Below are 24166 nucleotides of genomic sequence, written 5' to 3' on the forward strand. Positions count from 1 at the left end.
GAAACGGCGGGCTCAGCCGCCGAGATAGTCCGTCAGCACCGCCCGGGCGCCCCGGCTCCACAGCGCGTCGAGCGCGGCGGCGAAGGCGGCCACAACCTCCGCGTCCTGGCCAAGCTCGCCATAGACCTCGCTCATGGCGAGCCAGTGCGCGGGCTCGTCCCTGGCGCGGAGCGCCCGCGCCGTCAGCGCGTCCCAGTTAGGATCGTTGGGCTCGATGACGGTGCCGGAATCGGTGCTGCCGGCACAGTAGCGGCACCACAGCGCCGTTCCCAGAATCAAACCCTTCGGCACGCGCCCGGCCGCACGGTTGTCGCGGATCGAGGGCAGGATGAATTTCGGCTGCCGGTTGGAACCATCGAGACAGAGCCGGCGCACCGTGTCCGCCACCTCCGGGTTCGAGAAGCGCTCGCGGATCACGCTGTAATACCCGGACAGATCGGTGTCGGGCACCGGGGGCACGATGGGAATGATCTCCTCGCGCTCGACCTTGTCGAGAAAGGCGGAGACCAGCGGCTCCTCCATCGCCTCGTGAACCAGATGGACGTCCATCAGCCCCGCCGGGTATGCGATGAGCGCATGACCGCCATTGAGGATGCGGATCTTCATCGTCTCATAGGCGTGGACCTGGTCGGTGAAGATGACGCCGACCTTTTCCAGCGCCGGGCGGCCGGCGGGAAAATCGTCCTCCAGCACCCATTGCCGGAACGGCTCGCAGGTGACGGGCACCGGGTCATCGAGCCCGAACGCCGCCGCCATCGCACGTTCGCGCTCGCCCGTCGCGGGGGTGATGCGGTCGACCATGCCATTGGGAAACGCCACATGAGCGTCGACCCAGTCGGCCAATTCGGCGTCGAACAGGCGGGCAAGGCCGACCACCACCTGCCGGGTGACATGCCCGTTGCCGGGAAGGTTGTCGCAGGACATCACGGTGAACGGCGAGGTACCCGCCGCCCGGCGCGCCTTCAGGGCGGCGAGAATGGCGCCGAAGGCGGTGACGGGCGCGGCCGGACTGGCGGCGTCCGCCCGGATATCGGCGGCGCCGGCGTCGAGCTGGCCCGCCGGGTCCATGAAATAGCCGCCCTCCGTCACCGTCAGGCTGACGATGCGGATCTCGGGCTTCGTCATGGCGGCGATGAGCGCGCCATTGCCGGGCTCGACCGGGAGGAAGTCGATCATCGCCCCGATGCGGCGCGCGCGGCGCCCGCTGGGGTCCAGCTCGATCACGGTCGAGAGGCAGTCCTGCGCCTTGAGCGCCTCGCGCATGCGGGCATCGGGCGGGCGCACGCCGGCACCGATGATCGCCCAGTCATGGCCCTCGCCGAGCGCGAACAGGTCGTCGAGATAGACCGCCTGATGGGCGCGGTGAAAATTGCCCAGCCCGATATGAACGATGCCGGGCGTGAGCCGGGCGCGGTCATAGGCGGGAAGCTGGACGTCGGGCAGCGTCGTACTCATCTAGATGGCCTTCCCGGCACTGTCGAAGCGGTGGAGCTTGTCCTGCTGCGGCGCCAGCCCGATCCGATCGCCGAAGCGAAGCGAGACCTCGCCGCTGGCGCGCACGTTGATCTCGCCGACGCCCTCGACCTCGGTCTTGAGGAAGGTGTCGGAACCCAGGTGCTCGCAAAGCCCGACCCTGCCCTTCCAGGGGCCATCCTCAAGGATGTCGATGTGCTCGGGCCGGATACCCAGCGTGTGCGCGCCGTGCTTCTCGGCTTCGGGACCCTCGAACAGGTTCATCTTCGGGCTGCCGATGAAGCCGGCGACGAAGAGATTGACCGGCGAGCGGTACAGCTCCAGCGGACTGCCCACCTGCTCGATCCGCCCGGCATTGAGCACCACGATGCGGTCGGCCATGGTCATGGCCTCGACCTGGTCATGGGTGACGTAGATCATGGTGGTCTTCAGCGTCTGGTGCAGCTCGGAGATTTCCTGCCGCATCGAGACACGCAGCGACGCGTCGAGATTGGACAGCGGCTCGTCGAACAGGAAGGCCGCCGGCTCGCGCACGATGGCACGGCCGATGGCCACGCGCTGGCGCTGGCCGCCGGAGAGCTGGCTGGGGCGCCGGTCGAGATAGGGGCCAAGGTTCAGCACCTTCGCCGCCTCCTCCACCTTGCGCTCCTGCTCCTGCGCGGAAACACCGGCCATGCGCAGCGGGAAGGCGATGTTCTTGCGCACGCTCATATGCGGGTAGAGCGCATAGCTCTGGAACACCATCGCCAGGCCGCGCCGGGCGGGCGGCAGGTTGGTCGCATCCTTGCCGTCGATCGAGATGATGCCGGAGGTGGTATCCTCCAGCCCCGCGATCAGCCGCAGCAGGGTGGATTTTCCGCTGCCGGACGGGCCGACGAAGACCACGAACTCGCCATCGGGAATGGTGAGGTCGACGCCCTGGATGATCGACACGCCGCCGAAAGATTTCTTGACCTGAGACAGGACAATCTCGCCCATGGGTCTCTCCCTATTTCACGGCGCCAAAGGTCAGCCCGCGCACGAGCTGCTTCTGGCTGAACCAGCCCAGAATCATGATCGGTGCGATGGCCATGGTGCTGGCGGCCGACAGCTTGGCGTAAAAGAGCCCCTCGGGACTCGAATAGCTGGCAATGAAGGCCGTGAGCGGGGCCGCGCCTGCGGCCGTGAGGTTCAGCGTCCAGAAACTCTCGTTCCAGGCGAGGATCACATTGAGCAGCAGCGTGGATGCGATCCCCGGTACCGCCATCGGCGTGAGCACGTAAAGGATCTCCGAGGAGAGCGTGGCGCCGTCCATGCGGGCGGCCTCCAGGATCTCTCCGGGAATTTCCTTGAAGTAGGTGTAGAGCATCCAGACGATGATCGGCAGGTTGACCATGGTCAGCACGATAACGAGGCCGGTCTTGGTATCGAGCAGCCCGGCATCGCGCCCCAGCATGTAGATCGGCACCAGGACGCCGACCGCGGGCAGCATCTTGGTGGAGAGCATCCACATCAGCAGGTCCTTGGTCCGCCGGCCCGGCACGAAGGCCATGGACCAGGCGGCGGGAACCGCGATGACGAGCCCGACCAGCGTGGAGCCGACCGAGATCACCACCGAATTCCAGAAATGCGCGAGATAGTCCGATCGCGAATTGACGGTCTCGTAGTTCTCGAACGTCCAGTCGAAGAACAGGAAGGAGGGATGCGAGGAAACCGCCTCCACTTCCGTCTTGAACGAGGTGATCACGGTCCAGAGGATCGGGAAGAAGATCAGCAGCCCGATCGCCCAGGCGAACACGGTGGTGACGGTCTTGCGGCCTTTTGAAACCTCGCGTGCCATCTCATCCCTCCAGATTCTTGCCGATCATCCGCATCAGGAAGATCGCGACGATGTTGGCGAGAATGACAGCAACGATGCCGCCGGCGGAGCCCAGCCCGACATCGAACTGGAGCATGGACTGCATGTAGACGAGGAAGGTGAGCGTGGTGGACGCGGTGCCCGGCCCGCCATTCGTCGTCACCAGGATTTCGGCGAAGACCGACAGCAGGAAGATGGTCTGGATCAGCACCACCACCGTCATCGCCCGCATCAGGTGCGGCACGGTCAGGTGCACGAAGCGCCAGATCGGGCCGGCGCCATCCATCTCGGCCGCTTCCATCTGCTCGCGGTCGAGGCTCTGGATCGCGGTGAACAGGATCAGCGTGGCGAAGGGCAGCCATTGCCAGGCCACGATGGCGACGATGGAGGCCATCGGGGCGTCGGCGAAGAAGTCGAATGCCGGCAGCCCCAGCGCGTGCGCAGCGGCCGCGAACAGCCCGTTCACCGGGTTCATCAGCATGTTCTTCCACACCAGCGCGGACACGCTGGGCATGACGAAGAACGGCGCGATGACCAGGATGCGCACGATGCCCTGGCCCCACATCGGCTGGTCGAGCAGCACCGCGAGCCCGGTGCCGCCGATCACGGTGATCGCCAGCACGGCGAAGACCAGGACCAGCGTGTTGGTCAGCGCGGGCCAGAAAGCCGGGTCGGTGAAGAAGTAGTAGTAGTTTTCGAGCCCGGTGAAGGTCTCCGTTCCCGGCATCAGGAGATTGAAGCGCAGGAAGGAGAAGTAGATGGTCATGCCCAGCGGCACGATCATCCAGAGGAACAGCAGGAGCACCGCCGGGGAGAGCATAAGCCGGCCTGCCGTGCGTGAAGCTTGCGTCGCCATCGGAACAGGGACCTTGGCTGGAGCCGCCCGCGGGCGCGAGGCCGCGGGCGTGCTGGCAACGGGACAGGGCGCTGGCGTTCGGGACGGGGGAGATGACCCCACGCGCGCGATCCGGGAGACACATTCCCGAACCGCCTCGCATCAGCCCGCCGGCGCGGGACGGCCGGACCGGCCGCCCCCATGATGACAGGACGAGGCGTTCCCTACTTGGGATAGCCGGCGCGCGTCATCTCGCGGCTGGTGAGGGCCTGGGCCGCGGTGAGCGCCTGGGCCGCCGAGGACCGGCCGGCGAGCGCGGCCGAGAACTGCTGGCCCACCGTGGTGCCGATCGCCTGGAACTCGGGGATCGCCACGAACTGCCCGCCGGTATAGGGCACATCCTGGTCGGAGGGGTGCTGGGTGTTGGCCGACTGGATCGCGGTCAGCGTCATCTTGGCGAAGGGCGCGACCTTGAGATATTCGGGGTTCTCATAGAGCGAGGTGCGCGTGCCGGGGGGCACATTGGCGATGCCGTCCTTCTCCGCGACCAGCGCGGTATAGGCCGGCGAGGTTGCCCACGCCACGAAGGTCTTCGCCGCATCGGCCTTGGACGAGGTCGCCGGAATGGCGAGGTTCCACGACCACAGCCAGTTGCCGTGGTTCTTGCCGCCCTCGCGGACCGGCGCCGGCGCGAAGCCGACCTTGTCGGCGACCTTGGATTCCTTCGGGTTGGAAATGAAGGAAGCGGCGACGGTGGCGTCGATCCACATTCCGCACTTGCCGGTCTGGAACAGGGCGAGATTTTCGTTGAAGCCGTTCGAGGAGGCGCCGGGGGGGCCGTACTCGGTCATCAGCTTCAGATAGGTGTCCAGCGTCTTCTTCCATTCGGCGCTGTCGAACTGGGGCTTCCACTCCATGTCGAACCAGCGGCCGCCCATGGAATTGTTCATGGAGGTGAGGAACGCCATGTTCTCGCCCCAGCCGGCCTTGCCGCGCAGGCACATGCCGTACACGCCGGCGCCCTTGTCGGTCATCTTGGCCGCGGCCTCGGTGATGAAGGCCCAGTCGGGGTTCTCGGGCATCTTCAGCCCGGCCTTTTCGAGCAGGTCGGTGCGGTACATCAGCATCGAGCTCTCGGCGTAGAACGGTACCGCATAGAGCTTGCCGTCCACGGTCAGGCCCTGCGCCACCTGCGGCAGCAGATCGGCCTGGTCATAATCGGCGCCGAGGTTTTCGAGCGGAAGGAGCCAGTTCTGCTTGGCCCAAATCGGCACTTCGTAATTGCCGATGGTCAGCACGTCGTACTGGCCGCCCTTGGAGGCGATGTCGGTGGTCACGCGCTGGCGCAGCACGTTCTCTTCCAGCGTCACCCACTCGACCTTGATGTCGGGATGCTTGGCGTAGAAGTCCGGCATGAGGCGCTGCATGCGGATCATGTCGCCATTGTTCACCGTCGCGACGGTGATCGTGGTTTCGGCGGAAGCGGTGCCCGCGAATGCAAGCAGCAGCGGCACGCCCATAAGCGCGCGGAACGAAACGGTCATGTCTCTCCTCCCTAGTGGCGATTTGAGCAATTCATCGCCTTGTGGGCAAATATTCATGGCAATCCGCGCAACGTCAAGTTTCTTCCATGCTGCAGCGCGGGGTACGCCGGGCCTGGACCTTGCCGTCGCGGTGGTGACGCGCGGTTTGGAGAAAGGGGTCGAAAGAGTGCCGCGCCGCGCCGCGAGGTGCCGGCCCGGCGCGCGCCACGCGGGGCTCGGCGGCCGCGAGCGCCGGCGTCCAACCTACAGAGAAAGCTTCAGAATACCGACAGCCGTCGGCTCGTCGGTGACCAGTCCGTTGATAATCCCGGACCGCAGCGCGGCGGTGGCGGCGCGTACCTTGGACGCCCCCGCCGTGATGCCGATGACCGGGCGTTCCGGGCTTGTCGCCGGCACCCGGACACCGGTCAGACGCTTGTTGATCGCGAGATCGAGATAGCGGCCGGAATCATCGAAGATCCACCCGGCTACCTCCCCCGCCGCCCCCAGCGTCTGGATTTCGTGCAGCTCGTCGGCGGTGAGGAAGCCATCGGTCAGCAGCGGGGCGTCGTCGCTCATCTGCCCGATGCCGACAAAGGTGACGTCGGCGGTGCGGGCGAGGTCGCGCACCTTATGCAGCACGCCGAGCGACTGCAGCGCGGCGTTCTCTTCCGCGCTGTCGGCCATCACCGGAACCGGCATCGGATAGTGCGGCGCCCGCACCTTCTCCGCCAGCCGCATGATGACCTCGAAATAGGACGCCGACCCGTCGGGGGCGATGTTGCCGAGCAGCGAGACCAGCCGGTGCTGCGGCGCTTCCGCAGGCCCCAGCGCCTCGGCCATGGCGCGCAGCGCCCGCCCGGTGCCGAGCGCGATCACCAGGGAGCGCGGCTCGCGCAGCACGCGCTCCATCTCGGCCGCCGCGGCGGGAGCGATGGAGCGCACCGGGTCGCGGTCCGGGCCGAGCCCGGGCATCACCCGGCAGCGCACCAGGCTGAAACGCTCGCGCAGCGCCGATTCCAGCGCCTGGCAGGTCGCCAGATGGTGATTGAGCCGCACATGAATGAGACCGGCCGCCACCGCGCGGCTCACCAGACGCTGCGCGCGCTGGCGCGACAGCCCCATCTCGCTCGCGATCTGGTCCTGGGTCAGGCCGCCGACATAATACAGCCAGGCCGCGCGGGCGGCCTGGTCGTCGGTGCTATCGGGAACGGGCAGGTTCATGCCGGGTTTGCGACCCCTACGGGCGGGAGAAAAAGATCGGGCATCGCCGCCCTCAGTTCGGCGAAGCTCGCATAGCTATGATGGGGCCGAAGGCCCTCGGGCAACCCCATCGCCGCTTCGGCGAAATGGCTGCCGCCGGTGAAATGCCACACTTGCATCCCGGCGGCGAGCCCCGCGAGGAGCCCGGCGGCACTATCTTCGATCACCACGCAGGCGGCGGGATCGGCCCCCATCCGCGCGGCGGCATGAAGAAACAGGTCGGGCGCCGGCTTGCCACGGGCGACTTCGCTGGCGGTGAAGGCCCGTCCCGCGAACAGCCGGTCCAGCCCCGTGATCCGCAGCGAAGCGGCCAGCCGCGCCGGGCTGGAGGAGGTCGCCAGGCAGTAGGCGACCTCAAGGGCCTCGACCGTATCCAGCGCGCCGGCCATCACGCTCAGCCGCTCCTCGAAGCTGGCGAGCAGGCGGGTGCGGTAGTCCTGCTCGAAATGGCCGGGCAGTTCGACCCCGAACCGCCCGCGCACCTCGGTCACGATCACCGGATAGGACCGGCCGATGAAGTGGCGCGCCACGAAGCCGAGATCCACCACGACGCCGTGAACGGCAAGCTCGTCGATCAGCGCACGGGCGCTGAGGACCTCGCTGTCGATCAGCACGCCGTCGCAGTCGAAGATGATGAGGTCCGGACGCATGGCTAGCGATCTAATCCCCATCCTGTCCGCCGTCCAGAGACGCGCAGGGCCGCCGCCACGGCCCTCCGCCCGACCGACCCCGGGACGGCGCTGCAACGCATTCCACTTGCACGCGAATTTCTCGCCGATAAGCTGTCCCGGTCCTCGAACCCTTGAAGCAGATGCCCGGCCGCGACAAGACACAGGCACGCCACGCCCTCGCCAATCTCATTCTGGAGCTGGCCGCCACGCTGCATCTGCCGGCGGGGCACCATCTGACCGAGCAGTGGCTGGCCGCCGAGCTTTCGGTCTCGCGCACGCCGGTCCGCGCCGCGCTCACCCTGCTGGCGGAGTGTGGCGTGGTGGCCGCGCGCCCGCGCCACGGCTTCTTCCTCGCCGTGTCATGGGACGCGATCACCCACCAGCACGCGCTGGAAATTCCCTCCATGCCGGAGGAAGCGTTCTATGCCGCGCTGCTGCGCGACCGGCTCGCGGATGATCTTGCTGCCTCCTTCACCCAGACCGAGCTGGCGCGCCGCTACCGCGTCAACCGCACCGTCATGCTGCGCGCCCTCACCCGCATGGCCGACGAGGGACTGGTGGTGCGCAACAAGGGGCAGGGCTGGCACTTCCTGCCGACGCTGGATTCCGAGCGGGCGCTCATCAACAGCTACGATTTCCGCCGCACCGTGGAGCCCGCCGCGCTGCTGCTACCCAGCTTCCGGCTCGATCACGCCGCGCTGGCACGCCTGCGCACCGAGCACGAATACGCCCTCACCAGCGCCGCCTCGGACATGAAGGCCAGCGCGCTGTTCGCGCTCGATTCCAGCTTTCACGAGGCGCTGTCGGGGTTCGGCGGCAATCCCTATTTCGTCCAGTGCGTGCAGCAGCAGAACCGGCTGCGGCGTCTGCTCGAATATCAGGGTTACGCCAATCGGCGCCGCGTCAGGGACTGGGTCGAGGAGCATCTCGCCATCATCGAGGCGCTGGAGGCCGGCGAGCCGGCCCACGCCGCGACCCTGCTGCGCACGCATCTCGACAATGCGGTGTCGGCCACCCCGCCGCCCTCCGAGCGCCCGCGCAATCGCCTGTAGCGACACGGTTTCGCGTCCATCGTGCGGCCGCGCGCGATTGCCTCGATCCGCGTTCGCCGCTAGACAGAAACCTCCCTCCCCGCACGCGGACGCCGCCGCCTGTCACCCCGAGCAGGACACGATGAACGAGCCGGCCCTTGACGAAGCCGCCCCGCGCCGCCTTGCCCGCGAGGTGCATCGACGCCTGGAGGACATGATCTTCTCGGGCCGGCTGCGCGGGGGCGAGGTGCTCACCGAACGGCGGCTGGCGGACGCGCTGGACGTCTCGCGCACCCCGCTGCGCGATGCCCTGCTGATGCTGGAGAGTGAGGGCCTGCTCAAGCGGCGCGGCACGCGCTACCTCGAAGTGCGGCAGATGACCGTGCCCGAATACATGCAGGTGCTGAACATCCGCCGTCTGCTGGAACCAGAGGCGGCCCGGCTCTGTATCGGGCGGATCGACCTGTCCCGCCTCGAAGGCCTGCGCCGCCAGCTGGAGGCCCTCACGGCCGGTGGCGAAAACGGCCACACCGCCGAGGATGCGGCCTCAAGCGCGGCCATTGACGACGCCATGCATGGCGAGATCGCCATGGCGGCCGGCAACCCGCTGATGGCGAACATGATCCGCGACCTGCGCCGGCGCACCCGCATCTTCGATCTCGGGCGCATGCCGAACCGGGCCGGCGCGGTCTATCGCGAGCATATCGACATCATCGCCGCCATCGAGCGCGGCGATGCAGGTGAGGCCGGTGCGGCGATGGTCCGCCACATCGACAACGTCAAGGCGTCGATCATCCGTCACCTTTCAACGATCTGACCGGCGCGAAACCGGGCGGCGCGCCGCCCGGCCTCGGCTTACAGCCCGCGGATCAGCCCGCCATCGACGCGCACCTGCGTGCCCGTGACATAGCTTGCCCGCGCGCTGGCCAGAAACGTCACCACATCGGCGAATTCCTGCGGGTCGCCGTAGCGGCCCATGGGAATGGTAGCGCGCGAGGCCTCCGCCACCGCGTCCGGCGTGGAGCCGGTGCGCTTGGCGGCCGCCGCGTCGAGTTCGTCGACGCGCGAGGTGTGAATGCGGCCGGGCAGCACGCAGTTCACCGTCACCCCGTCCTTGGCCACCTCGCCCGCCAGCGTCTTGGCCCAGCCGACGATGGAGGCGCGCAGCGCATTGGACAGGCCGAGATTGGGAATGGGCTGGGCCACGCCGGACGACACCAGATTGACGATCCGCCCATAGCCGCGCGCGCGCATGCCCGGCAGCAGCTTCGTGGTGATGGCGAAGATCGCGCCCACCATGGCCTCGAAGCTGGCGCTCCACTGCTCGGCGGAAGCCTGTGCCACCGGGCCGGGAGGCGGGCCGCCGCTGTTGTTGATGAGGATGTCGACCGGGGTGGTCAGCGCGTCGAGCGCGGCGGTCAGCCCGTCGCGATCGGCGAGGTCCAGCACCAGCTCGTCGGCCGCCCCGCCCGCCGCGCGGATCTCGGCCGCCACGGTGGCGACGCGCGCGGCGTTGCGCCCGCTGATGATGACGCGCGCGCCTTCCTTGGCCAGCGTGCGGGCAATCGCCTCGCCGAGCCCCCGGCTGGAGCCGAGAACGAGGGCGGTGCGTCCGTTGAGTTCAAGATCCATCGTTCACTTCCCCAGCTTGGCGTCGAGGCGCGCCATCAGCTCGTCGAGTTCCTGGTGGTCGCGCGCCGTCAGACGCGGGCCGGGATGGCGCGTGATCGAGCAGGCGATCGCCCCGCGCCGGCGCAGGATCTCCTTGCGCACCGCGAGCCCGAAGCCGAGCTGCTGTTCGTGGCGCAGGATCGGCAGGTAGATGTCGAACAGGTTCTCGGCTTCCTCCACCGCGCCGGCGTGGAACTTCGCACACACCTCGACCAGCATCTCGGGATAGGCGAAGCCGGTCATGGCGCCATCGACGCCGCGGCGCAGCTCCTGCGGCAGATAGAGCCCGCCATTGCCCACCAGAATCGAGACGCGGCGCCCCTTGCCGGAATCCGAGCGCTCGCGCAGCTTGGTGATCTTCGACAGGCCCGAGCCTTCCTCATGCTTGAGCATGACGAAGTTGGGGAAGTCGTCGATCAGCCGGTTCAGCACGCTGACCGAGGTCACCACCTGCGTGGTCTGCGGATAGTCCTGGTAGCACACCGGGATATCCGGTCCGAGGCGGGACAGCACCGTCTCCCAATAGGCGTAGATCTGGTCGTCCGTCTTCAGCCCCGGCAGCGGCGCGATCATGAGCCCGGCGGCGCCCTTCTCCATCGCGCGGTTGGCGAAGCGCACGAGGTTGTCGGTGCCCGGATTGCTGGCGCCGACCACGATCGGCAGCGTGCCGTCCACGCGCTTCATCACATGGTCGAGGAACTGGGTCGCCTCGTCCGGCGTCAGCTTCCCGGCCTCGCCGAGCACGCCGAGAATGGTGATGCCGGTCACGCCCTTGGCGTCATAGAAGTCGAGCAGCGTATCGGTGCTCGCAAGATCCAGCCTTCCATCCTCGGTGAAAGGCGTCGGCGATATGATGTACACGCCGCATGTGGTCTCGCTGATTTTCTGACTAGACATTTGCGTCCTCAAATACTGCTGAGCTTCAGAATGATGCTTTGCTTCACGTTCTCGATGTGCTGCTGGATCGCCGCGCGCGCCGCGTCGCGGTCGCGCTGCCGGAGCGCGGCGATCATCACCAGATGTTCGCGGTGTCCGGTGTCGAAACGCTCGGGCACGCGGTCGAGGTTGAAGGTGTAGGTCTTGACCCGCAGGCTCTCGATCATACCCGCCAGCACGGCGTTGCCGCTATGGGTGGCGATCATCCGGTGCAGCCGGCTGTCGACCTGCCAGTCGGCCTCGGCGCTCGGGTTGGGGGTCGCGAGCAGGGCGTGGATGTCGGCCTCGACCGCGTCGAGCTCCTCCATCGGCACGCGCGCCGCCGCCAGCGAGATGGCCTCGCTCTCCATGATCTGGCGGACATGCAGCGTCTCGATCAGCTCGCGGGTGGAGAACTCCTTCACCACCAGCACGCGGCCGGGCTTGCGGGTGACGAAGCCCTCGCTTTCGAGCCGGTTCAGCGCCTCGCGCACCGGTGTGCGCGAGATGTCGAGGGAATCGGCCAGCCGGCGCTCCTGCAGCACCGAGCCGACAGGAATCTCGCGCTTGATGAGCCGGTCGAGCAGCCGGTCATAGGCCATCTGGCTCAGCGCCTTCGGCGCCGGCTCCAGCATGTCCGGCCTGTCCTCGTCCCTGTCCGTCATCTCAACTCTCGCCACGGGTGGCCTTGCCTGTTCGTCATGCGTGACGGCACGCCGGGCTACACGCCGGCGTGCCTGTCAGCAAGGGTCGACGCGCGCTCAGAACTGCGTGCGGATGGGATCCTTCGGCGCGGGCGAATAGCCGATGATCGGGGTGGTGAGCTTGGCATAGGTGCCGTCCGCAACCATGTCGGCCAGCGCCTTGTTCACCGCCTTGACGAGGTTCGGCTTGCCCTTCTTGAAGGGGAAGCCCTTCTGGACGTGGCTGACATAATCCTCGGTCATGGTCAGCGGGAGCTTGGATTCCTGGATCGCGTAGGCGGCGGCGATGGAATCGGTGATGACGCCGTCGATATTGCCGTTGACGAGATCCTGCAGCGCGTCGGATTCGGCCTTGTAGGTCTTCACCGTCGCGCCGCGCTCCTCGGCGAGCTTCTGCCAGGTGGAGGCGACCAGCACGCCGACGGTGCGGCCCTTGATATCGGCGGCCTTCTTGATGTCCGAGCCCTTCTTGGTGACCACGCGCCCGCCCGATTCCAGCCAGCCATCGGCGAACATCACCTGCTTCTGGCGCTCGGCGGTGATGTCCATGGCGTCGGAGGCGAAGTCGTACTGGCCGGCTTCGAGGCCGACGAGCAGCGACTCCCACTTGATGATGACGGGCGTGTATTCGAGGTTCAGCCGCCGGGCGATCTCCTTGCCGACGCGGATCTCGAGGCCGTCGAGCGTGCCGTCCGGCGCGCGCATGCTGAAGGGCGGATAGGTGCCCTCGGTGGCGATGAGGATCTTGCCCGGCTGGATCAATTCCAGTTCCTGGGCGGCGACCGGCTGGGACATGACGGCGCCGATCGCGGCGGCGGCAAGTACGGTCAGAAACGGAAGACGCATGATGTTCCCCTTTGTCAGGCCTGGCGGTTGATGGAAGGTGGCGGCACGTCTTTTTGGTTTTCTGGGCAGGTCTTCATTCAAGGCGTTGGTGGTGGGACGGCGTTCAGCCCTCCGCACGCAGGGCGAGCAGTTCGGCCATCACCGTCGCCGCGAGCAGCGCGGTGATCTGCGCGGGCTGGTCGTAGCTCGGGCTCAGCTCGACAACGTCGGCACCGACAAGGCGGATGTCCTTGAGCCGGCGCAGCAGGTCCAGCGTCTCGCGCGCGTTCGGCCCGCCCGCTTCCGGGGTCTGCACCCCGGGGGCGGCGGCGGGATCGACGAAGTCGAGGTCGAAGGTCAGGAAGGCCGGGCGCCCGGCGGTCCGCGCGGCGATGCGCGCGGCAAGCGCGGGCATGCCCATCGCGAACATCTCGTCGGTGGTCACTACGTCGTAGCCCAGATCCAGCGACTGGCTCACATCGTCGGGCGAGAACAGCGAACCGCGCATGCCGATCTGGATCGAGTGCGAGGGGTCGATGATCCCCTCTTCGATACCGCGGCGGAAGGGCGTGCCGGCGCTATATTTTTTGCCGGCAAAATAATTATCCCAGGTGTCGGTGTGGGAGTCGAACTGGATCAGCGCCAGCGGGCCGTGGGTCGCCGCCACCGCGCGCAGCTCGGCCAGCGTCACCGAATGGTCGCCCCCGATGCCGAACGGGGTGAGGCCGGCCTCCACCAGCGCCCGCACCGACATCTCGATGCGCGCCAGCGTCTCCTCCAGATAGCCCGGCACCACCGCCGCATCGCCGGCATCGGCCACCCGCAGGCGCTCGAACACGTTGATGCCACCGCGATAGGGATTGATCGGCCGCAGCATGATCGACATCGCCCGCACCGCATGCGGCGCGAAGCGCGCGCCGGTGCGGAACGGGGCGCCGGAATCGGAGGGCAGGCCGATAATAGCGGCGTCCAGCCCCTCCAGCGTGGTCGCCTGCGGCAGGCGCATGAAGGTCGGCACGCCGCAGAAGCGCGGACTGGCGAGCGAATCGGTCGGCAGGACGCTCATGGCAGGACACCCGTGGCGGGGACGCGGTCAGACATAGCGGGCATTGTGGCGCTCCAGCACGGCCGCGAGCTGGGACAGCATCGTGGTCATGATCAGGTAGATGACCGCGGTCGCGGCGTAGAACTCGAAGGGGCGGAAGGTGGTGGCGATGATGGTCTGGGCGTAGAGCGTCAGCTCGACCACCGTGATGGTGGACAGAAGCGAGGTGTTCTTCAGCGTCGAGATCGCCTCGTTGGTGATCGCCGGCAGGATGATGCGCACCACCTGCGGCAGCACGATGCGCCGCAGCGTCTCGCCCCGGCTCATGCCCAGCGCCAGCGAGGATTCGACCTGCCCCTTGGGAATGGCCGAGAGGCCCGAGCGGATGATCTCGGCGACATAGGCCCCGCTATTGATGCCCAGCGCCAGCACGCCGGCGACGAAGGGCGACAGCCCGAGTCCGAGCTGGGGCAGGCCGAAATAGACGATGAAGATCTGGATCAGCGCCGGGGTGCCGCGCACGAACCAGATGTAGAATACGCTGGCCTGCCGGATGATGCCGATCTGCGAGGCCTTGCCCAGCGCCACCAGCAGCCCGCAGATCCAGCTGACGATGATGACCAGCACCGTGATCACCAGCACCAGCCAGGAGGCGTGCAGGAAGCCCGGCACATAGGGCATGAAGAAATCGAGCCATTCCGAGAAGCTCATGACCGGCCTCCGATGGCGCTGTCGCCGTTCCCCGTCAGTCCCGCGCCGGCCACGTGCTCGTGCAGCACGCGCTTGAGAAACTGCTGCAGCCGCTCGCTCCTGGGCTGGTACAGCACCTCGCGCGGGGGGCCGTCCTCGGCGATGAGGCCCTGGTCGAAGAACACCGTGCGGGTCGACACCTCGCGGGCGAAGCCGATCTCGTGGGTCACGAGCAGCATGGTCATGCCCTCCTCCGCCAGCGCCGCCATGAGCGCGAGCACCTCGCCCACCAGCTCGGGGTCAAGTGCGGAGGTCACCTCGTCGAACAGCATCAGCCGGGGCTTCATCGCCAGCGCGCGGACAATGGCGACGCGCTGCTGCTGTCCGCCGGAGAGCCGGCTGGGATAGGCGCCGCTCTTGTCGGCGAGGCCGATACGCTCCAGCAGTTCCTCGGCTATGGCGACGGCCGCGCTGCGCGGCACGCCGTTCACCCGCATCGGCGCCTCGATCACGTTCTCCAGCACCGTCATGTGCGGCCAGAGATTGTAGCTCTGGAACACCATGCCGATGCGCGCGCGAAGCGCCCTCAGCTGCGCCGACGAGGGCCGGCCGCGCGCGCCGGGCGCAAAATCGAAGCGGAAGTCCTCGAAGTCGAGCACCCCGCCATCGGGCATTTCCATCATGTTGATGCAGCGCAGGAACGTGCTCTTGCCCGAGCCGCTGGCCCCGATGACCGACACCACCTCGCCGGCATGCACGTCCAGCGAGATGCCCTTGAGCACCTCATGGGCGCCGAAGCTCTTGCGCAGGTCGCTTATGCGCAGCAGCGGTGCGGCCGTGGTCCCGGTCCCCGCCATCACGCCGCGTCCGCCGGCGGCAGGATTTCCAGCACGCAGTCGCGCGGCGTCTTATCGGGGCCGTTGATGGTGGTCACGTCCTGCGGGCAGTTGGAGAACACCAGCACGGCGTCGAACTCGGCGCGGAACGTCACGGCGGCACCCGGCTTGGAGCGCGGCAGGATGCGGTCCAGCGAGCCGTCCGGGCGCACGTCGACGCTCATGAACAGGTTCAGCGGCGCCGGGGTGAACGCCATCTTCATCCCGATCTCGCCCAGCGCCTCGTGCATGTTGGTGGCGCAGCTGCGGTGAAACCCCTTCACGCCCAGCTCGCGATAGATCGCCGGGTTGCAGGCGCACAGCAGCGTATCGTGCTGGCCGGCCGAGGTGTCCTCGGTCATGCACACGATCGGGCGCCGCTCGGTGGTCACCAGCGCGGTGTCCTTCTCGACATAGGCGACCGAGTTGAACGAGCGCACATTGTCCATGGACAGGTATTCGGACGGGTCGGCCGCGTTGTAGGCCCAGAAGTCCAGCGCCTGGGTGCCATGGGGATTGACCACGCGCACGCTCCAGCCCGCCCGCAGGCAGAGAGCCTTGCCGTGGCCGGCGGGCAGCACCATGGTGCCGGCTTCCTCGAATTTCATAAGCAATCGCCATTGCAGGGGCGGGCCCGGCAACAGCCGGACGCGCGGTGGATCAAGGGTCGCTAATTGGAACCTCTTTGGTATACCGACGGAATTCAAGTGGAATTTTTATGCAGACCTTGCCTGCGATTTGATCTTTGCGGATCGTCCCGCGTGAACGATCATGCAAGGCCCGCGCGCACCCAGAACCAACTAAATCATTGATATAATATGATATTTCCAGACACGACGCATGACACAACACCCGGCGCGGGCCATCCCCGCGCCGGGCGGCGAGCGGGCGCGGCCTTGATGAACCCCTCCAGCCCCGCCTTTCCCCGCCTGCTCGATGCCGGAGAAAGCGGCCTCGTCGTCGAGTTCGGCAGCGACATCGACGCGGCGGTGAATGAGCGCGTGATCGCGCTCGACCGCGCCCTCGCCCGGCACCCCGTCGCGGGCATATGCGAGACCGTGCCGACCTATCGCTCGCTGCTGGTGCTGTTCGATCCGCTGGTGATCGCGCGCGCCGCCCTCGCCGCCCATGTCCTCGCCTGTGAGAGCGCGCTGGAACAGGCGCCGACGGGCGCGGAGGCCGGCACGCTCTGGCGGGTGCCGGTGCTGTATGGCGGCGCCCACGGGGTGGACCTCGAAGCGGTGGCACAGCAGCACGGGCTGAGCCCGGAGGCCCTGATCGCCCTGCACAGCGGTGCGCTGTACCGCGTCTACATGATCGGCTTCGCGCCCGGCTTCGCCTATCTCGGCGGCCTGCCGGAGGCCATCCACACCAGCCGGCGCACCGACCCGCGCCCGAAGACGCCCGAGCGCAGCATCTCCATCGGCGGGCGCCAGGCCGCCATCTCGCCGCCCATCGAGGTGCCGAGCGGCTGGCACCTGCTCGGCCAGACCCCGGTGCGCTCCTATGATCCCGCGCGAGCCCAGCCCTTCCTGTTCGCGGCCGGCGACCGGATCCGCTTCGCCCCGATCGACGCCCCCACCTATCGCGACATGCTGGCCGCCGCCGAGGCGGGCGAGATCGTCGCCAGCCGCGAGAGCGCGCCGGGAGGCGGCCCCGATGTCTGACAGCCTCGACGCCCCCCATCTCGCGCTTCTCGACGGCGGCCTGTTCTCCACGCTGCAGGACGCCGGGCGCTTCGGCTATCAGCGCGTCGGCATTTCCAATTCGGGCGCGATGGATCTCGCCGCGATGCGCATCGCCAATGCGCTGGTGGGCAACGCTCCCGACACTGCCGTGGTGGAAATGACCATGGCGGGCATGCGCTTCACGCTTCACGCCGACCAGTGCCGCATCGCGCTCGCCGGCGCCGACATGGCGCTCACGATCAACGACCGGCCGGCCGAGCCTTTGCAGGCACATGAGCTGGCGCGCGGCGACCGGGTCGCGATCGGGCGGGCCCGCGCGGGCATGCGTGGCTATCTCGCCATCGCCGGCGGTCTCGACCTGCCCCCGGTTCTGGGCAGCCTGTCGACCCATACGCGCTCGCGCCTCGGCGGGCTCGACGGCGGCCCGCTCCAGGCAGGCGCGCGCCTGCCGCTGCGCGCGGCCCCGCCCGGCCCGCTGCTGCGGCTGGACCGGGCGCGCCTGCCCTCGGTTTCCGGCCCGCTGCGCGTGGTGCTGGGCCCGCAGGCGGAGGCCTTCACCGACGCAGGAATCAGCACCTTCCTGTCGGCCCGCTACGTTCTGTCGAACCGGGCCGACCGCATGGGCTGCCAGCTCGAAGGCGCGGCGGTCGAGCACGCCGCCGGCTTCAATATCGTCTCCGACGGCATCGCCAATGGCAGCATCCAGATCCCCGGCCACGGCCGGCCGATCATCCTGCTGGCCGACCGGCAGACCACGGGCGGCTACCCCAAGATCGCCACGGTGATCGGGCCGGATCTCGGCCGGCTGGCCCAGCTGCGCCCCGGTGATACGCTGAGCTTCACGGCGGTCTCGCCCGAGGAGGCCGCCGCCGCGGCGCAGCAGGCCGCCACCGCGCTGCGTGCCGCGGTTCAGGCGATGGAGCCGGTTGTCCTGGGCGCCGCCGCGCTCTCCAGCGAGCGCCTTCTCGGCCTCAACCTCGTCGGCGGCGTCACTTCCGCCCGCGATTTTCTTGACGACGACACCTTCAGCGAAGCGAGGCCGGCATGAGCACGATCGATCTCAACAGCGACATGGGCGAGGGCTTCGGCGTCTATTCGCTCGGCGATGACGACGCGATGCTGGAGATCGTCACCTCCGCCAACATCGCCTGCGGCTTCCATGCCGGCGACCCGCTGGTGATGGCGAGCACGCTGGCCGCGGCCGCCGCCAATGGCGTCGGTGTGGGCGCTCATCCCAGCTTTCTGGACCTGTGGGGTTTCGGCCGGCGCCCGATCATGGGCGAGCGGCCGGAGGATGTGGAGAAGCACCTGATCTACCAGATCGGCGCCTTGCAGGCGCTGGCCCACAGCGCCGGGCAGAAGCTGCAGCACGTCAAGACCCATGGCTCGCTCGGCAATCTCGCCAATGAGGATGCCGACCTCGCCCGCGCCGTGGCCCGCGCCATCCGGGCGGTCGATCGCGATCTCGTCTTCGTGGTGATGCCGGGGCTGGAAACCGAGCGGGCCGGCGAGGCGGCGGGCCTCACGGTCGCGCGCGAGGTCTATGCCGACCGCGCCTATGCCGACAACGGCAACCTCGTCTCCCGCAAATTGCCCGGCGCGGTGATCCATGACGGCGATGCCGCCGCCACCCGCGTGCTGCGCATGGTGGAGGATGGCGAGATCGTCACCGCCAGCGGGGGCCGGCTCAAGGTGAAGTCCGACACGGTCTGCGTTCATGGCGACACCCACGGTGCCGTGGACATGGCCCGCCGCATCCGGGCGCGGCTCGAAGGCGCGGGAATTGTCATCCGGCCCTTCGGCGAGTGGCTGGCCTGAGGCGCCACCGCCGGCGGGCACATGCCTTGACGCCCCCGGCTCGGTGGCGGGATGATGCCGCACCCTGGCCTTCCAGCCCTAGAACAAGAAGCCGGGGCAAGGGAGATAAACATGCCTCATGCGCGTACCGGCGCCGCCATTGCCGCAGCCCTGCTTCTTCTGACCTCTCCGCTCGCCGCCGACGGCTCGGGCGACCCTGCCGCCGTCAGCTCCTCGCAGGGTGAGTACAGCGACAAGCAGGGCAACCCGACCTTCAAGATCGAAAAGGACGGCACCGTCGACTGGTACACCTCGGTCGGCTACCTGCGCTACACCGCGAACTGCATGCAGTGCCATGGCCCGGGCGGGCTGGGCTCCAGCTTCGCTCCCTCTCTCGTCGAAGCCCTGAAAACGCTGAGCTACAGCCAGTTCCTCGACACCGTGACCAACGGCAAGAAGAACGTCAGCGCCAGCCAGGATCTGGTGATGCCGGCCTTCGGGGTGAACCCGAACGTCATGTGCTACATCGACGCCATCTTCATCTATCTGCGGGCGCGCTCGGATGGCGCTCTGGGCCGCGAGCGGCCGGAAAACGTGGCGCCCAAGCCCGACGGCTACTCCGCCGCCGAGAATGCCTGCATGGGCTAGCCGGCCCGCGGGCAAAGCGCGGCACGGCGCGGGACGGCATGGCGCGGGAAGGCCCCGCGCGCCGTTCCACGCGCGACATTCAACACGCGCCATGCCACGCGGGCCATGCCCGTCACGGGCCGCCCGGCGTCAGTCGTTGTCGTCGCGGGCCAGCAGGCGGGCGAGGATATCGGCGCCGACGGCGAAATCCGCCATCTCCATCGCCTCGTCCGGGTTGTGGCTGCCGTTCTGGTTGCGCAGAAACACCAGCGCCGCCGGCACACCGGCATTGGCGAACACGGCCGTGTCGTGCCCTGCCCCGCTCGCCAGCTCGGTAAAGCCCGCCCCGCATCCCTCGGCGACGGCCGCGAGCCGGGCGCGCAGCGCCTCATCCAGCCGCGCCGGGGCCGATCCGCTGCGCGCGCCCAGATTGAAGCGCACACCCCGCGCCGCCTCGATGCCGGCCACGATGTGCAGCAACCCGGCATGGATCCTCTCAAGACAGGCAGGCGAGGGGCTGCGCACATCGAGGCAGAAGCCGGCCTCGCCGGGCACCTTGCTGAAGCCGTGCAATGCCGGGTCCGTCCCGATCTCGCCGAAGGTGATGGTCGCGCTTTCGCCCCCTTCCAGCACCTCGCCCCACAGCCGGTCGAGTGCGGTAATGAGATCGGCCAGCGCGAAGACCGCATCGTGGCGGTGGCCGCGCGGCACCGCGCCGGAATGGCCCCATTCGCCCAGAATGCGAGCCGCGCGGTAGCGAAAGCTCCCGGCAATGCCGGTCACGAAGCCGACCGGCACCTGTGCCGCCTCCAGAACCGGGCCCTGCTCGATATGGAGTTCGATGAAGCCGTGCAGCTCCGCCGGGTCGAGATGCACCTGCCCCACGCCCACCCGCGCCGGATCGAGGCCAAGCCGGCTCATATGCGCGCGCAGGCTGAGCCCGGTGTCCGAGCGCGGGGTGGAAAGGCTCTCGGCCGGCAGCAGGCCGAGCGCGGCGCGGCTGCCCAGATAGGACAGCGGAAACCAGTTGCTCTCCTCCGCCCGGATCGCCATCACGGTGATGGAGCGGCGCGGGCGGAGGCCGGCCTCGATCAGCGCACGCACCGCGCACAGCCCGGCGATGACGCCGGCGGCACCGTCGAAATTGCCGCCATGGGGCACCGAATCCAGATGCGAGCCGACGACCCAGGGCTTCAGCGCCGGATCGCGGCCCTCATAGGTGAGGTAGAGATTGCCGGCGGGGTCGATCCGGTGGGTCAGCCCTAGCGCCTGCGCCTCGCGTATCATCATGTCATGGGCGATCTGCTCGCCCTCGCCATAGGCCGCGCGGGTAATGCCGGGCGCGTCGCCGGTGCGGGCGGCGAGTTCGTCGAACAGCCGCGCGGCAAAGGCGGCATCGATGGCAAGCTCCGCCGTCCCGCTCACAGGCGCGCCCCGACGGCCGCGTCCGGGTGCCAGACCTCGGGGTTGACGAGATGGGCAGGCCGGCGGCCGGCGAGCACATCGACGACCTGCCCGGCGACGAGGCGCGCGGTCCGCTCCAGCGCCTCGACCGCGGATCCGGCGATGTGCGGGCTCAGCACGACATTGTCCAGCCTCGCCAGCCGCGACGCCGGCGACAGCGGCTCGGCCGCGAACACGTCCAGCCCCGCCCCGCCGATGCGCCGCTCCGCCAGCGCCACCTCCAGCGCCGGCTCGTCGATCAGCGCGCCGCGCGAGGTGTTGATGAGGAAGGCGCCCGGTTTCATCAGCCCGAGTTCGCGGGCGCCGATCACCCCGCGCGTGGCCGGCGTGCTCGGCAGGTGCAGCGAGACCACGTCGGCCATGCCCAGCAGCGTGTCCAGATCGGCCACACGCTCCACACCGGCCTGAGTGAACACCTCATCGGCCTGACTGCGCGACACGCCGACCACCCGCATGCCGAAGGCGCGCGCAAGCCCCGCCGTCGCCTGCCCGATATGGCCGAAGCCGACGATTCCGAAGGTGGCGCCAGCCAGTTCGCGCAGCGGCGCGCGGTATTTGAAACCGAAATCCCCCGCCCGCGCCGCCGCGTCCGCCGCCGGTATCGCCTTGGCCAGCGCCAGCGCCAGCGCCAGGGCCTGTTCGGCCACCGCCCGCACATTCGCACCCGGCGTATTGACCACGCAGATCCCCCGGCGGGTGGCCTCCGCGACGTCCACCGGGTCGGTGCCGATGCCATGCACGCCGATGACCTTGAGCACCGCCGAGGCCGCGATGGCCGGCGTGCGCAGGCCGGCGTCACGGGTGATCACGGCATCCATTCCCGCCATCGAGGCGACAATCGTCGCGGGATCGTAGGCGGGCGCGAGCACGGGCGTTATGCCTGCGTTTTCAAGCAGTTCGAGGCCGGCGGCGTGAATGGGCTGGACGATCAGGCAGCGGGTCAAAGTGAGCTTCCGTGGTGAGATGGGGGGCGCCGTCAGGAGGCCATCGCGGCGAGGAAACCGACCAGCAGCGGATGCGGCCGGCCGCGCCCGCTGGCGAGTTCGGGATGCCCCTGCATGCCGATGAAGAAGCGCAGTCCCGGCAGTTCGACAGCGTCCGCGAAGTCGCGCTCAAAAGGCCGCCCGGAGATCGCGAGACCCGCGCCTTCGAGCCGCCCCTCCAACGCCGGATCCAGCATGAAGCGATGATTGTAGTGCACATCGAGCGTCTCGATGCCGCCCGTCAGCACGGCAAGTCGGCTGCCGGGCAGAAGCCGGCACGACTGAAGCCCCAGCCGGTGCTCGGGCCGCCCGAACGGGTCGTCGAAGCGCACGAAGGTCTTGGTCTGCGCCTGCGGGTCGGCCTCGGCGAGATTGGCGTCGTTCATGCCGCAGATTTCCTGCGCCACCGCCGTCGCCATGGTCTGCATCCCCAGGCAAAGCCCCACCGTCGGAACATCCCGGCGGATCGCCGCGCGCGCGGCCTCGACCTGCCCGCGCACCTGCTCCATGTCCGAACCGCCGGGCAGCAACAGCCCGTCGACACCGGCGAGAAGCCGGTCCCAGACAGGCGTCGGCTCGTCGCGCGGATCGACGAAAACCACTGACAGATCAACGCCGAACGCTTCAGCCGCATCGCCCAGCGCGGCGAGATTGGCCGGGTAGACCTCGCGCTGCAGGACCTCATCGCCAACGATGAGCACCTTCAGTTCGCGCGCTCCCGCCATCCTCGAAACCTGCGAGGCGGGCAGCGGGCGTCCATACTCATCGCGCCGCCACGCGGCAACCACCTCAGGCCGTCCCGCCGCCCGCAGTTCGAAAACCTCGCCGGCCTCATGCACCTCATAGATTTCGACCGGCCGCCCCGCCCGCTCCGCCGTGACCTGAATGCGGGCCTGCGCCTCACGATGAGCCGGCAGATAAGGATTTATCGGCACCACAACCGTGCCCGGCAGGCGAAAAACCGCGCCACGGTCGACCGGCGCGGCGATCGGCCGGCCGCCCGCCCGCTCGGCCCAGAGCACGCCATTGGGCGCAAGCTCGCCGTGAGCGAGGACATGCTGCACGCAGTCAAAGCGGGCATGGCCGGCACCGGCGCCTGCCAGAATCGTAAACACCGCCCCCCGCTCGGCGGCGAACTCACCGGCGATCATGCCATCAACGGCCGGCAGGGTCGTCTCATGAACAACGAGCAGGATGGTCATCGGGTCCTCGGCTGAAGCCTTGAGCGCGGCAATGGTTCTTAATCGGTATACCAACGGTCGCCAAGCGAGCCCTTTCGCGCTTCGCCCTGGCCCTCGGCTACCCGACGCCCACCCCCACGTCCACGCCGTCAGGCGCGCCGGACCTTATCCTCGAAGGTGGGGACAGCCGAGTAAGCATTGGTGAGATGGGCACGCATGACCTCGGCGGCGGCGGCCTGATCACCGGCGGCGACCGCGTCGAGGATGGCCAGATGTTCGCGGCACCAGTCGCGCACGCGCCGACGGTTCACATAGCCACCGAATTCAAGCAGGCGCCGCAGCCGGTTCTGCTGCTGGATCGCCTGAAGCAGGAACACGTTGCCGCTGAAACCGGCAATCGTCTCGTGAAAGTGCGCGTCGGTATCGAACAACTGGCGCGCGTCCACCGTGCCGATGCGCGGGTGCGTCTCAAGATAGAGGTGCTGGATCCGAAGCCGCTCCAGCGCCGCGGCTTCGGGCCGGAAGGTCGGCAGCAAAAGTCCCTGCGGTTCGATGATCGTGCGGAAATCATAGCTGTTCTGCAGCGCCAGTCCGGTGTCGAGCGTGGGCAGGAAAGTCCAGCCGCGCCCGGCATTGCGCTCCAGAAGGCCGTCATCGACAAGGCGCGAGAGGGTCCGCTGCAGCAGCGCCCGGTCCACATCGTAGCGTTTGGCGATCTCGGTCTGGGTAAAGGAGGCCGGCAGGCGGTCGGCCAGCCGGTCCTGCACGATATCGCTGTAGAGATCCTGGTCGGCGCTGAGAGGCACCTCCAGGCTGAAGCGGTGCAGTTCCTCGGGTGTCGCCTTCAGGAAGAACCCCTGATTGCGCCGCGCTTCGACAACCCCGTGTTCGGCGAGCAGCGAAAGGGCAGCCCGCACCGGCGTGCGCGACACCTGCAGCAGGTCGCCGAACTGCTGCTCGCGCAGATGATGGCCAACCTCGAAGCGCCCCTCCCGCACCACTTCAAGAATCTGGTTCGCCAGACGAAAACGGCTCTGGCTTGGACTACGCGCCATTGACCACCAATTT

At 68.3% G+C, this 24166-nt stretch carries 25 protein-coding genes; 6 read left to right on the forward strand and 19 right to left on the reverse strand.

The features are described from left to right. Positions 1–12: 12 nt before the first annotated feature. The 7 genes from G3A50_RS07440 to G3A50_RS07470 form a co-directional block, all read right to left on the reverse strand. Positions 13–1455, reverse strand: coding sequence for a mannitol dehydrogenase family protein (locus G3A50_RS07440; protein WP_163074652.1), 1443 nt, complete (start codon positions 1453–1455; stop codon positions 13–15). Beyond that, entirely contained in the window at positions 1456–2451 is a 996-nt protein-coding gene (locus tag G3A50_RS07445) for an ABC transporter ATP-binding protein (protein ID WP_163074653.1), read from the reverse strand. 10 nt (positions 2452–2461) lie between these two features. Next, positions 2462–3292 (reverse strand): carbohydrate ABC transporter permease, encoded by an 831-nt coding sequence (locus tag G3A50_RS07450; RefSeq protein ID WP_163074654.1) that lies wholly within the window; start codon positions 3290–3292, stop codon positions 2462–2464. A gap of 1 nt (position 3293) precedes the next feature. After that, positions 3294–4166 (reverse strand): carbohydrate ABC transporter permease, encoded by an 873-nt coding sequence (locus G3A50_RS07455; protein WP_163074655.1) that lies wholly within the window; start codon positions 4164–4166, stop codon positions 3294–3296. Positions 4167–4369: 203 nt separating this feature from the next. Further along, positions 4370–5689 carry an ABC transporter substrate-binding protein gene (locus tag G3A50_RS07460; protein WP_163074656.1) on the reverse strand — a complete coding sequence of 440 codons (1320 nt, stop codon included), beginning with the start codon at positions 5687–5689 and terminating at the stop codon, positions 4370–4372. A gap of 243 nt (positions 5690–5932) precedes the next feature. Beyond that, the gene (locus tag G3A50_RS07465; protein WP_163074657.1) at positions 5933–6892 is read right to left on the reverse strand and encodes a sugar-binding transcriptional regulator; all 960 of its coding nucleotides are present in this window, start codon (positions 6890–6892) and stop codon (positions 5933–5935) included. Next, on the reverse strand, positions 6889–7581 hold the full coding sequence (locus tag G3A50_RS07470; protein WP_163074658.1) for an HAD-IA family hydrolase: 693 nt from the start codon (positions 7579–7581) through the stop codon (positions 6889–6891). The genes G3A50_RS07465 and G3A50_RS07470 overlap by 4 nt, the downstream gene beginning before the upstream one ends. A gap of 161 nt (positions 7582–7742) precedes the next feature. On the opposite strand from G3A50_RS07470, the gene G3A50_RS07475 reads away from it, so the two are divergent. Together G3A50_RS07475 and G3A50_RS07480 are read left to right on the forward strand one after the other, a co-directional pair. Beyond that, positions 7743–8654 carry a GntR family transcriptional regulator gene (locus tag G3A50_RS07475; protein WP_246252401.1) on the forward strand — a complete coding sequence of 304 codons (912 nt, stop codon included), beginning with the start codon at positions 7743–7745 and terminating at the stop codon, positions 8652–8654. Between the two features lie 121 nt (positions 8655–8775). Continuing rightward, the gene (locus G3A50_RS07480) at positions 8776–9450 is read left to right on the forward strand and encodes a GntR family transcriptional regulator (protein WP_163074660.1); all 675 of its coding nucleotides are present in this window, start codon (positions 8776–8778) and stop codon (positions 9448–9450) included. 38 nt (positions 9451–9488) lie between these two features. Here the strand turns inward: G3A50_RS07480 and G3A50_RS07485 are convergent, their stop codons facing one another. The 8 genes from G3A50_RS07485 to G3A50_RS07520 form a co-directional block, all read right to left on the reverse strand. After that, positions 9489–10265 carry an SDR family oxidoreductase gene (locus tag G3A50_RS07485; protein ID WP_163074661.1) on the reverse strand — a complete coding sequence of 259 codons (777 nt, stop codon included), beginning with the start codon at positions 10263–10265 and terminating at the stop codon, positions 9489–9491. Between the two features lie 3 nt (positions 10266–10268). Then, positions 10269–11201, reverse strand: a complete 933-nt coding sequence (locus G3A50_RS07490) for a dihydrodipicolinate synthase family protein (RefSeq protein WP_163074662.1) — start codon at positions 11199–11201, stop codon at positions 10269–10271. Positions 11202–11209: 8 nt separating this feature from the next. Continuing rightward, positions 11210–11884 (reverse strand): GntR family transcriptional regulator, encoded by a 675-nt coding sequence (locus tag G3A50_RS07495; RefSeq protein ID WP_210255246.1) that lies wholly within the window; start codon positions 11882–11884, stop codon positions 11210–11212. A gap of 96 nt (positions 11885–11980) precedes the next feature. Continuing rightward, positions 11981–12769, reverse strand: coding sequence for a transporter substrate-binding domain-containing protein (locus G3A50_RS07500; protein WP_163074663.1), 789 nt, complete (start codon positions 12767–12769; stop codon positions 11981–11983). A gap of 103 nt (positions 12770–12872) precedes the next feature. Beyond that, the gene (gene speB, locus G3A50_RS07505) at positions 12873–13814 is read right to left on the reverse strand and encodes an agmatinase (RefSeq protein WP_163074664.1); all 942 of its coding nucleotides are present in this window, start codon (positions 13812–13814) and stop codon (positions 12873–12875) included. Between the two features lie 27 nt (positions 13815–13841). After that, complete coding sequence (locus G3A50_RS07510) at positions 13842–14504, reverse strand: amino acid ABC transporter permease (protein ID WP_163074665.1); 663 nt, start codon at positions 14502–14504, stop codon at positions 13842–13844. Then, positions 14501–15340 (reverse strand): amino acid ABC transporter ATP-binding protein, encoded by an 840-nt coding sequence (locus G3A50_RS07515; RefSeq protein WP_163074666.1) that lies wholly within the window; start codon positions 15338–15340, stop codon positions 14501–14503. Before G3A50_RS07515 ends, G3A50_RS07510 begins: the two co-directional genes overlap by 4 nt. After that, the gene (locus G3A50_RS07520) at positions 15340–15966 is read right to left on the reverse strand and encodes a DUF1989 domain-containing protein (protein WP_163074667.1); all 627 of its coding nucleotides are present in this window, start codon (positions 15964–15966) and stop codon (positions 15340–15342) included. Before G3A50_RS07520 ends, G3A50_RS07515 begins: the two co-directional genes overlap by 1 nt. 291 nt (positions 15967–16257) lie before the next feature. Between G3A50_RS07520 and pxpB the strand changes: the two genes are divergently transcribed. From pxpB to G3A50_RS07540, 4 genes are all read left to right on the forward strand, one after another. Beyond that, complete coding sequence (gene pxpB / locus G3A50_RS07525; RefSeq protein WP_163074668.1) at positions 16258–17025, forward strand: 5-oxoprolinase subunit PxpB; 768 nt, start codon at positions 16258–16260, stop codon at positions 17023–17025. Continuing rightward, positions 17018–18094, forward strand: a complete 1077-nt coding sequence (locus G3A50_RS07530; protein WP_163074669.1) for a 5-oxoprolinase subunit C family protein — start codon at positions 17018–17020, stop codon at positions 18092–18094. The genes pxpB and G3A50_RS07530 overlap by 8 nt, the downstream gene beginning before the upstream one ends. Further along, complete coding sequence (locus G3A50_RS07535) at positions 18091–18864, forward strand: LamB/YcsF family protein (protein ID WP_163074670.1); 774 nt, start codon at positions 18091–18093, stop codon at positions 18862–18864. Before G3A50_RS07530 ends, G3A50_RS07535 begins: the two co-directional genes overlap by 4 nt. Positions 18865–18975: 111 nt before the next feature. Further along, complete coding sequence (locus G3A50_RS07540; RefSeq protein ID WP_163074671.1) at positions 18976–19491, forward strand: c-type cytochrome, methanol metabolism-related; 516 nt, start codon at positions 18976–18978, stop codon at positions 19489–19491. A gap of 129 nt (positions 19492–19620) precedes the next feature. Here G3A50_RS07540 and G3A50_RS07545 read toward each other — a convergent pair whose 3' ends face one another. The 4 genes from G3A50_RS07545 to G3A50_RS07560 form a co-directional block, all read right to left on the reverse strand. After that, a complete protein-coding gene (locus tag G3A50_RS07545) occupies positions 19621–20895 on the reverse strand; it encodes a Zn-dependent hydrolase (RefSeq protein WP_163074672.1) in 1275 nt (424 codons plus the stop codon). After that, positions 20892–21878, reverse strand: coding sequence for an NAD(P)-dependent oxidoreductase (locus G3A50_RS07550; RefSeq protein ID WP_163074673.1), 987 nt, complete (start codon positions 21876–21878; stop codon positions 20892–20894). Before G3A50_RS07550 ends, G3A50_RS07545 begins: the two co-directional genes overlap by 4 nt. Positions 21879–21910: 32 nt before the next feature. After that, positions 21911–23119, reverse strand: a complete 1209-nt coding sequence (locus G3A50_RS07555) for a glutamine amidotransferase-related protein (RefSeq protein ID WP_163074674.1) — start codon at positions 23117–23119, stop codon at positions 21911–21913. 128 nt (positions 23120–23247) lie between these two features. Continuing rightward, entirely contained in the window at positions 23248–24153 is a 906-nt protein-coding gene (locus G3A50_RS07560; RefSeq protein WP_163074675.1) for a GntR family transcriptional regulator, read from the reverse strand. Between the last annotated feature and the right edge of the window lie 13 nt (positions 24154–24166).

Origin of the sequence: Ancylobacter pratisalsi, assembly GCF_010669125.1 — a bacterium.
Classification (GTDB): Bacteria; Pseudomonadota; Alphaproteobacteria; order Rhizobiales; family Xanthobacteraceae; genus Ancylobacter; species Ancylobacter pratisalsi.

Excerpts from the sequence above, each read along its gene's own strand:
- G3A50_RS07440 (WP_163074652.1), bottom strand. The coding sequence starts at position 1,455 with ATGAGTACGACGCTGCCCGACGTCCAGCTTCCCGCCTATGACCGCGCC.
- G3A50_RS07445 (WP_163074653.1), bottom strand. The coding sequence starts at position 2,451 with ATGGGCGAGATTGTCCTGTCTCAGGTCAAGAAATCTTTCGGCGGCGTG.
- G3A50_RS07450 (WP_163074654.1), bottom strand. The coding sequence starts at position 3,292 with ATGGCACGCGAGGTTTCAAAAGGCCGCAAGACCGTCACCACCGTGTTC.
- G3A50_RS07455 (WP_163074655.1), bottom strand. The coding sequence starts at position 4,166 with ATGGCGACGCAAGCTTCACGCACGGCAGGCCGGCTTATGCTCTCCCCG.
- G3A50_RS07460 (WP_163074656.1), bottom strand. The coding sequence starts at position 5,689 with ATGACCGTTTCGTTCCGCGCGCTTATGGGCGTGCCGCTGCTGCTTGCA.
- G3A50_RS07465 (WP_163074657.1), bottom strand. The coding sequence starts at position 6,892 with ATGAACCTGCCCGTTCCCGATAGCACCGACGACCAGGCCGCCCGCGCG.
- G3A50_RS07470 (WP_163074658.1), bottom strand. The coding sequence starts at position 7,581 with ATGCGTCCGGACCTCATCATCTTCGACTGCGACGGCGTGCTGATCGAC.
- G3A50_RS07475 (WP_246252401.1), top strand. The coding sequence starts at position 7,743 with ATGCCCGGCCGCGACAAGACACAGGCACGCCACGCCCTCGCCAATCTC.
- G3A50_RS07480 (WP_163074660.1), top strand. The coding sequence starts at position 8,776 with ATGAACGAGCCGGCCCTTGACGAAGCCGCCCCGCGCCGCCTTGCCCGC.
- G3A50_RS07485 (WP_163074661.1), bottom strand. The coding sequence starts at position 10,265 with ATGGATCTTGAACTCAACGGACGCACCGCCCTCGTTCTCGGCTCCAGC.
- G3A50_RS07490 (WP_163074662.1), bottom strand. The coding sequence starts at position 11,201 with ATGTCTAGTCAGAAAATCAGCGAGACCACATGCGGCGTGTACATCATA.
- G3A50_RS07495 (WP_210255246.1), bottom strand. The coding sequence starts at position 11,884 with ATGACGGACAGGGACGAGGACAGGCCGGACATGCTGGAGCCGGCGCCG.
- G3A50_RS07500 (WP_163074663.1), bottom strand. The coding sequence starts at position 12,769 with ATGCGTCTTCCGTTTCTGACCGTACTTGCCGCCGCCGCGATCGGCGCC.
- speB (WP_163074664.1), bottom strand. The coding sequence starts at position 13,814 with ATGAGCGTCCTGCCGACCGATTCGCTCGCCAGTCCGCGCTTCTGCGGC.
- G3A50_RS07510 (WP_163074665.1), bottom strand. The coding sequence starts at position 14,504 with ATGAGCTTCTCGGAATGGCTCGATTTCTTCATGCCCTATGTGCCGGGC.
- G3A50_RS07515 (WP_163074666.1), bottom strand. The coding sequence starts at position 15,340 with ATGGCGGGGACCGGGACCACGGCCGCACCGCTGCTGCGCATAAGCGAC.
- G3A50_RS07520 (WP_163074667.1), bottom strand. The coding sequence starts at position 15,966 with ATGAAATTCGAGGAAGCCGGCACCATGGTGCTGCCCGCCGGCCACGGC.
- pxpB (WP_163074668.1), top strand. The coding sequence starts at position 16,258 with ATGAACCCCTCCAGCCCCGCCTTTCCCCGCCTGCTCGATGCCGGAGAA.
- G3A50_RS07530 (WP_163074669.1), top strand. The coding sequence starts at position 17,018 with ATGTCTGACAGCCTCGACGCCCCCCATCTCGCGCTTCTCGACGGCGGC.
- G3A50_RS07535 (WP_163074670.1), top strand. The coding sequence starts at position 18,091 with ATGAGCACGATCGATCTCAACAGCGACATGGGCGAGGGCTTCGGCGTC.
- G3A50_RS07540 (WP_163074671.1), top strand. The coding sequence starts at position 18,976 with ATGCCTCATGCGCGTACCGGCGCCGCCATTGCCGCAGCCCTGCTTCTT.
- G3A50_RS07555 (WP_163074674.1), bottom strand. The coding sequence starts at position 23,119 with ATGACCATCCTGCTCGTTGTTCATGAGACGACCCTGCCGGCCGTTGAT.
- G3A50_RS07560 (WP_163074675.1), bottom strand. The coding sequence starts at position 24,153 with ATGGCGCGTAGTCCAAGCCAGAGCCGTTTTCGTCTGGCGAACCAGATT.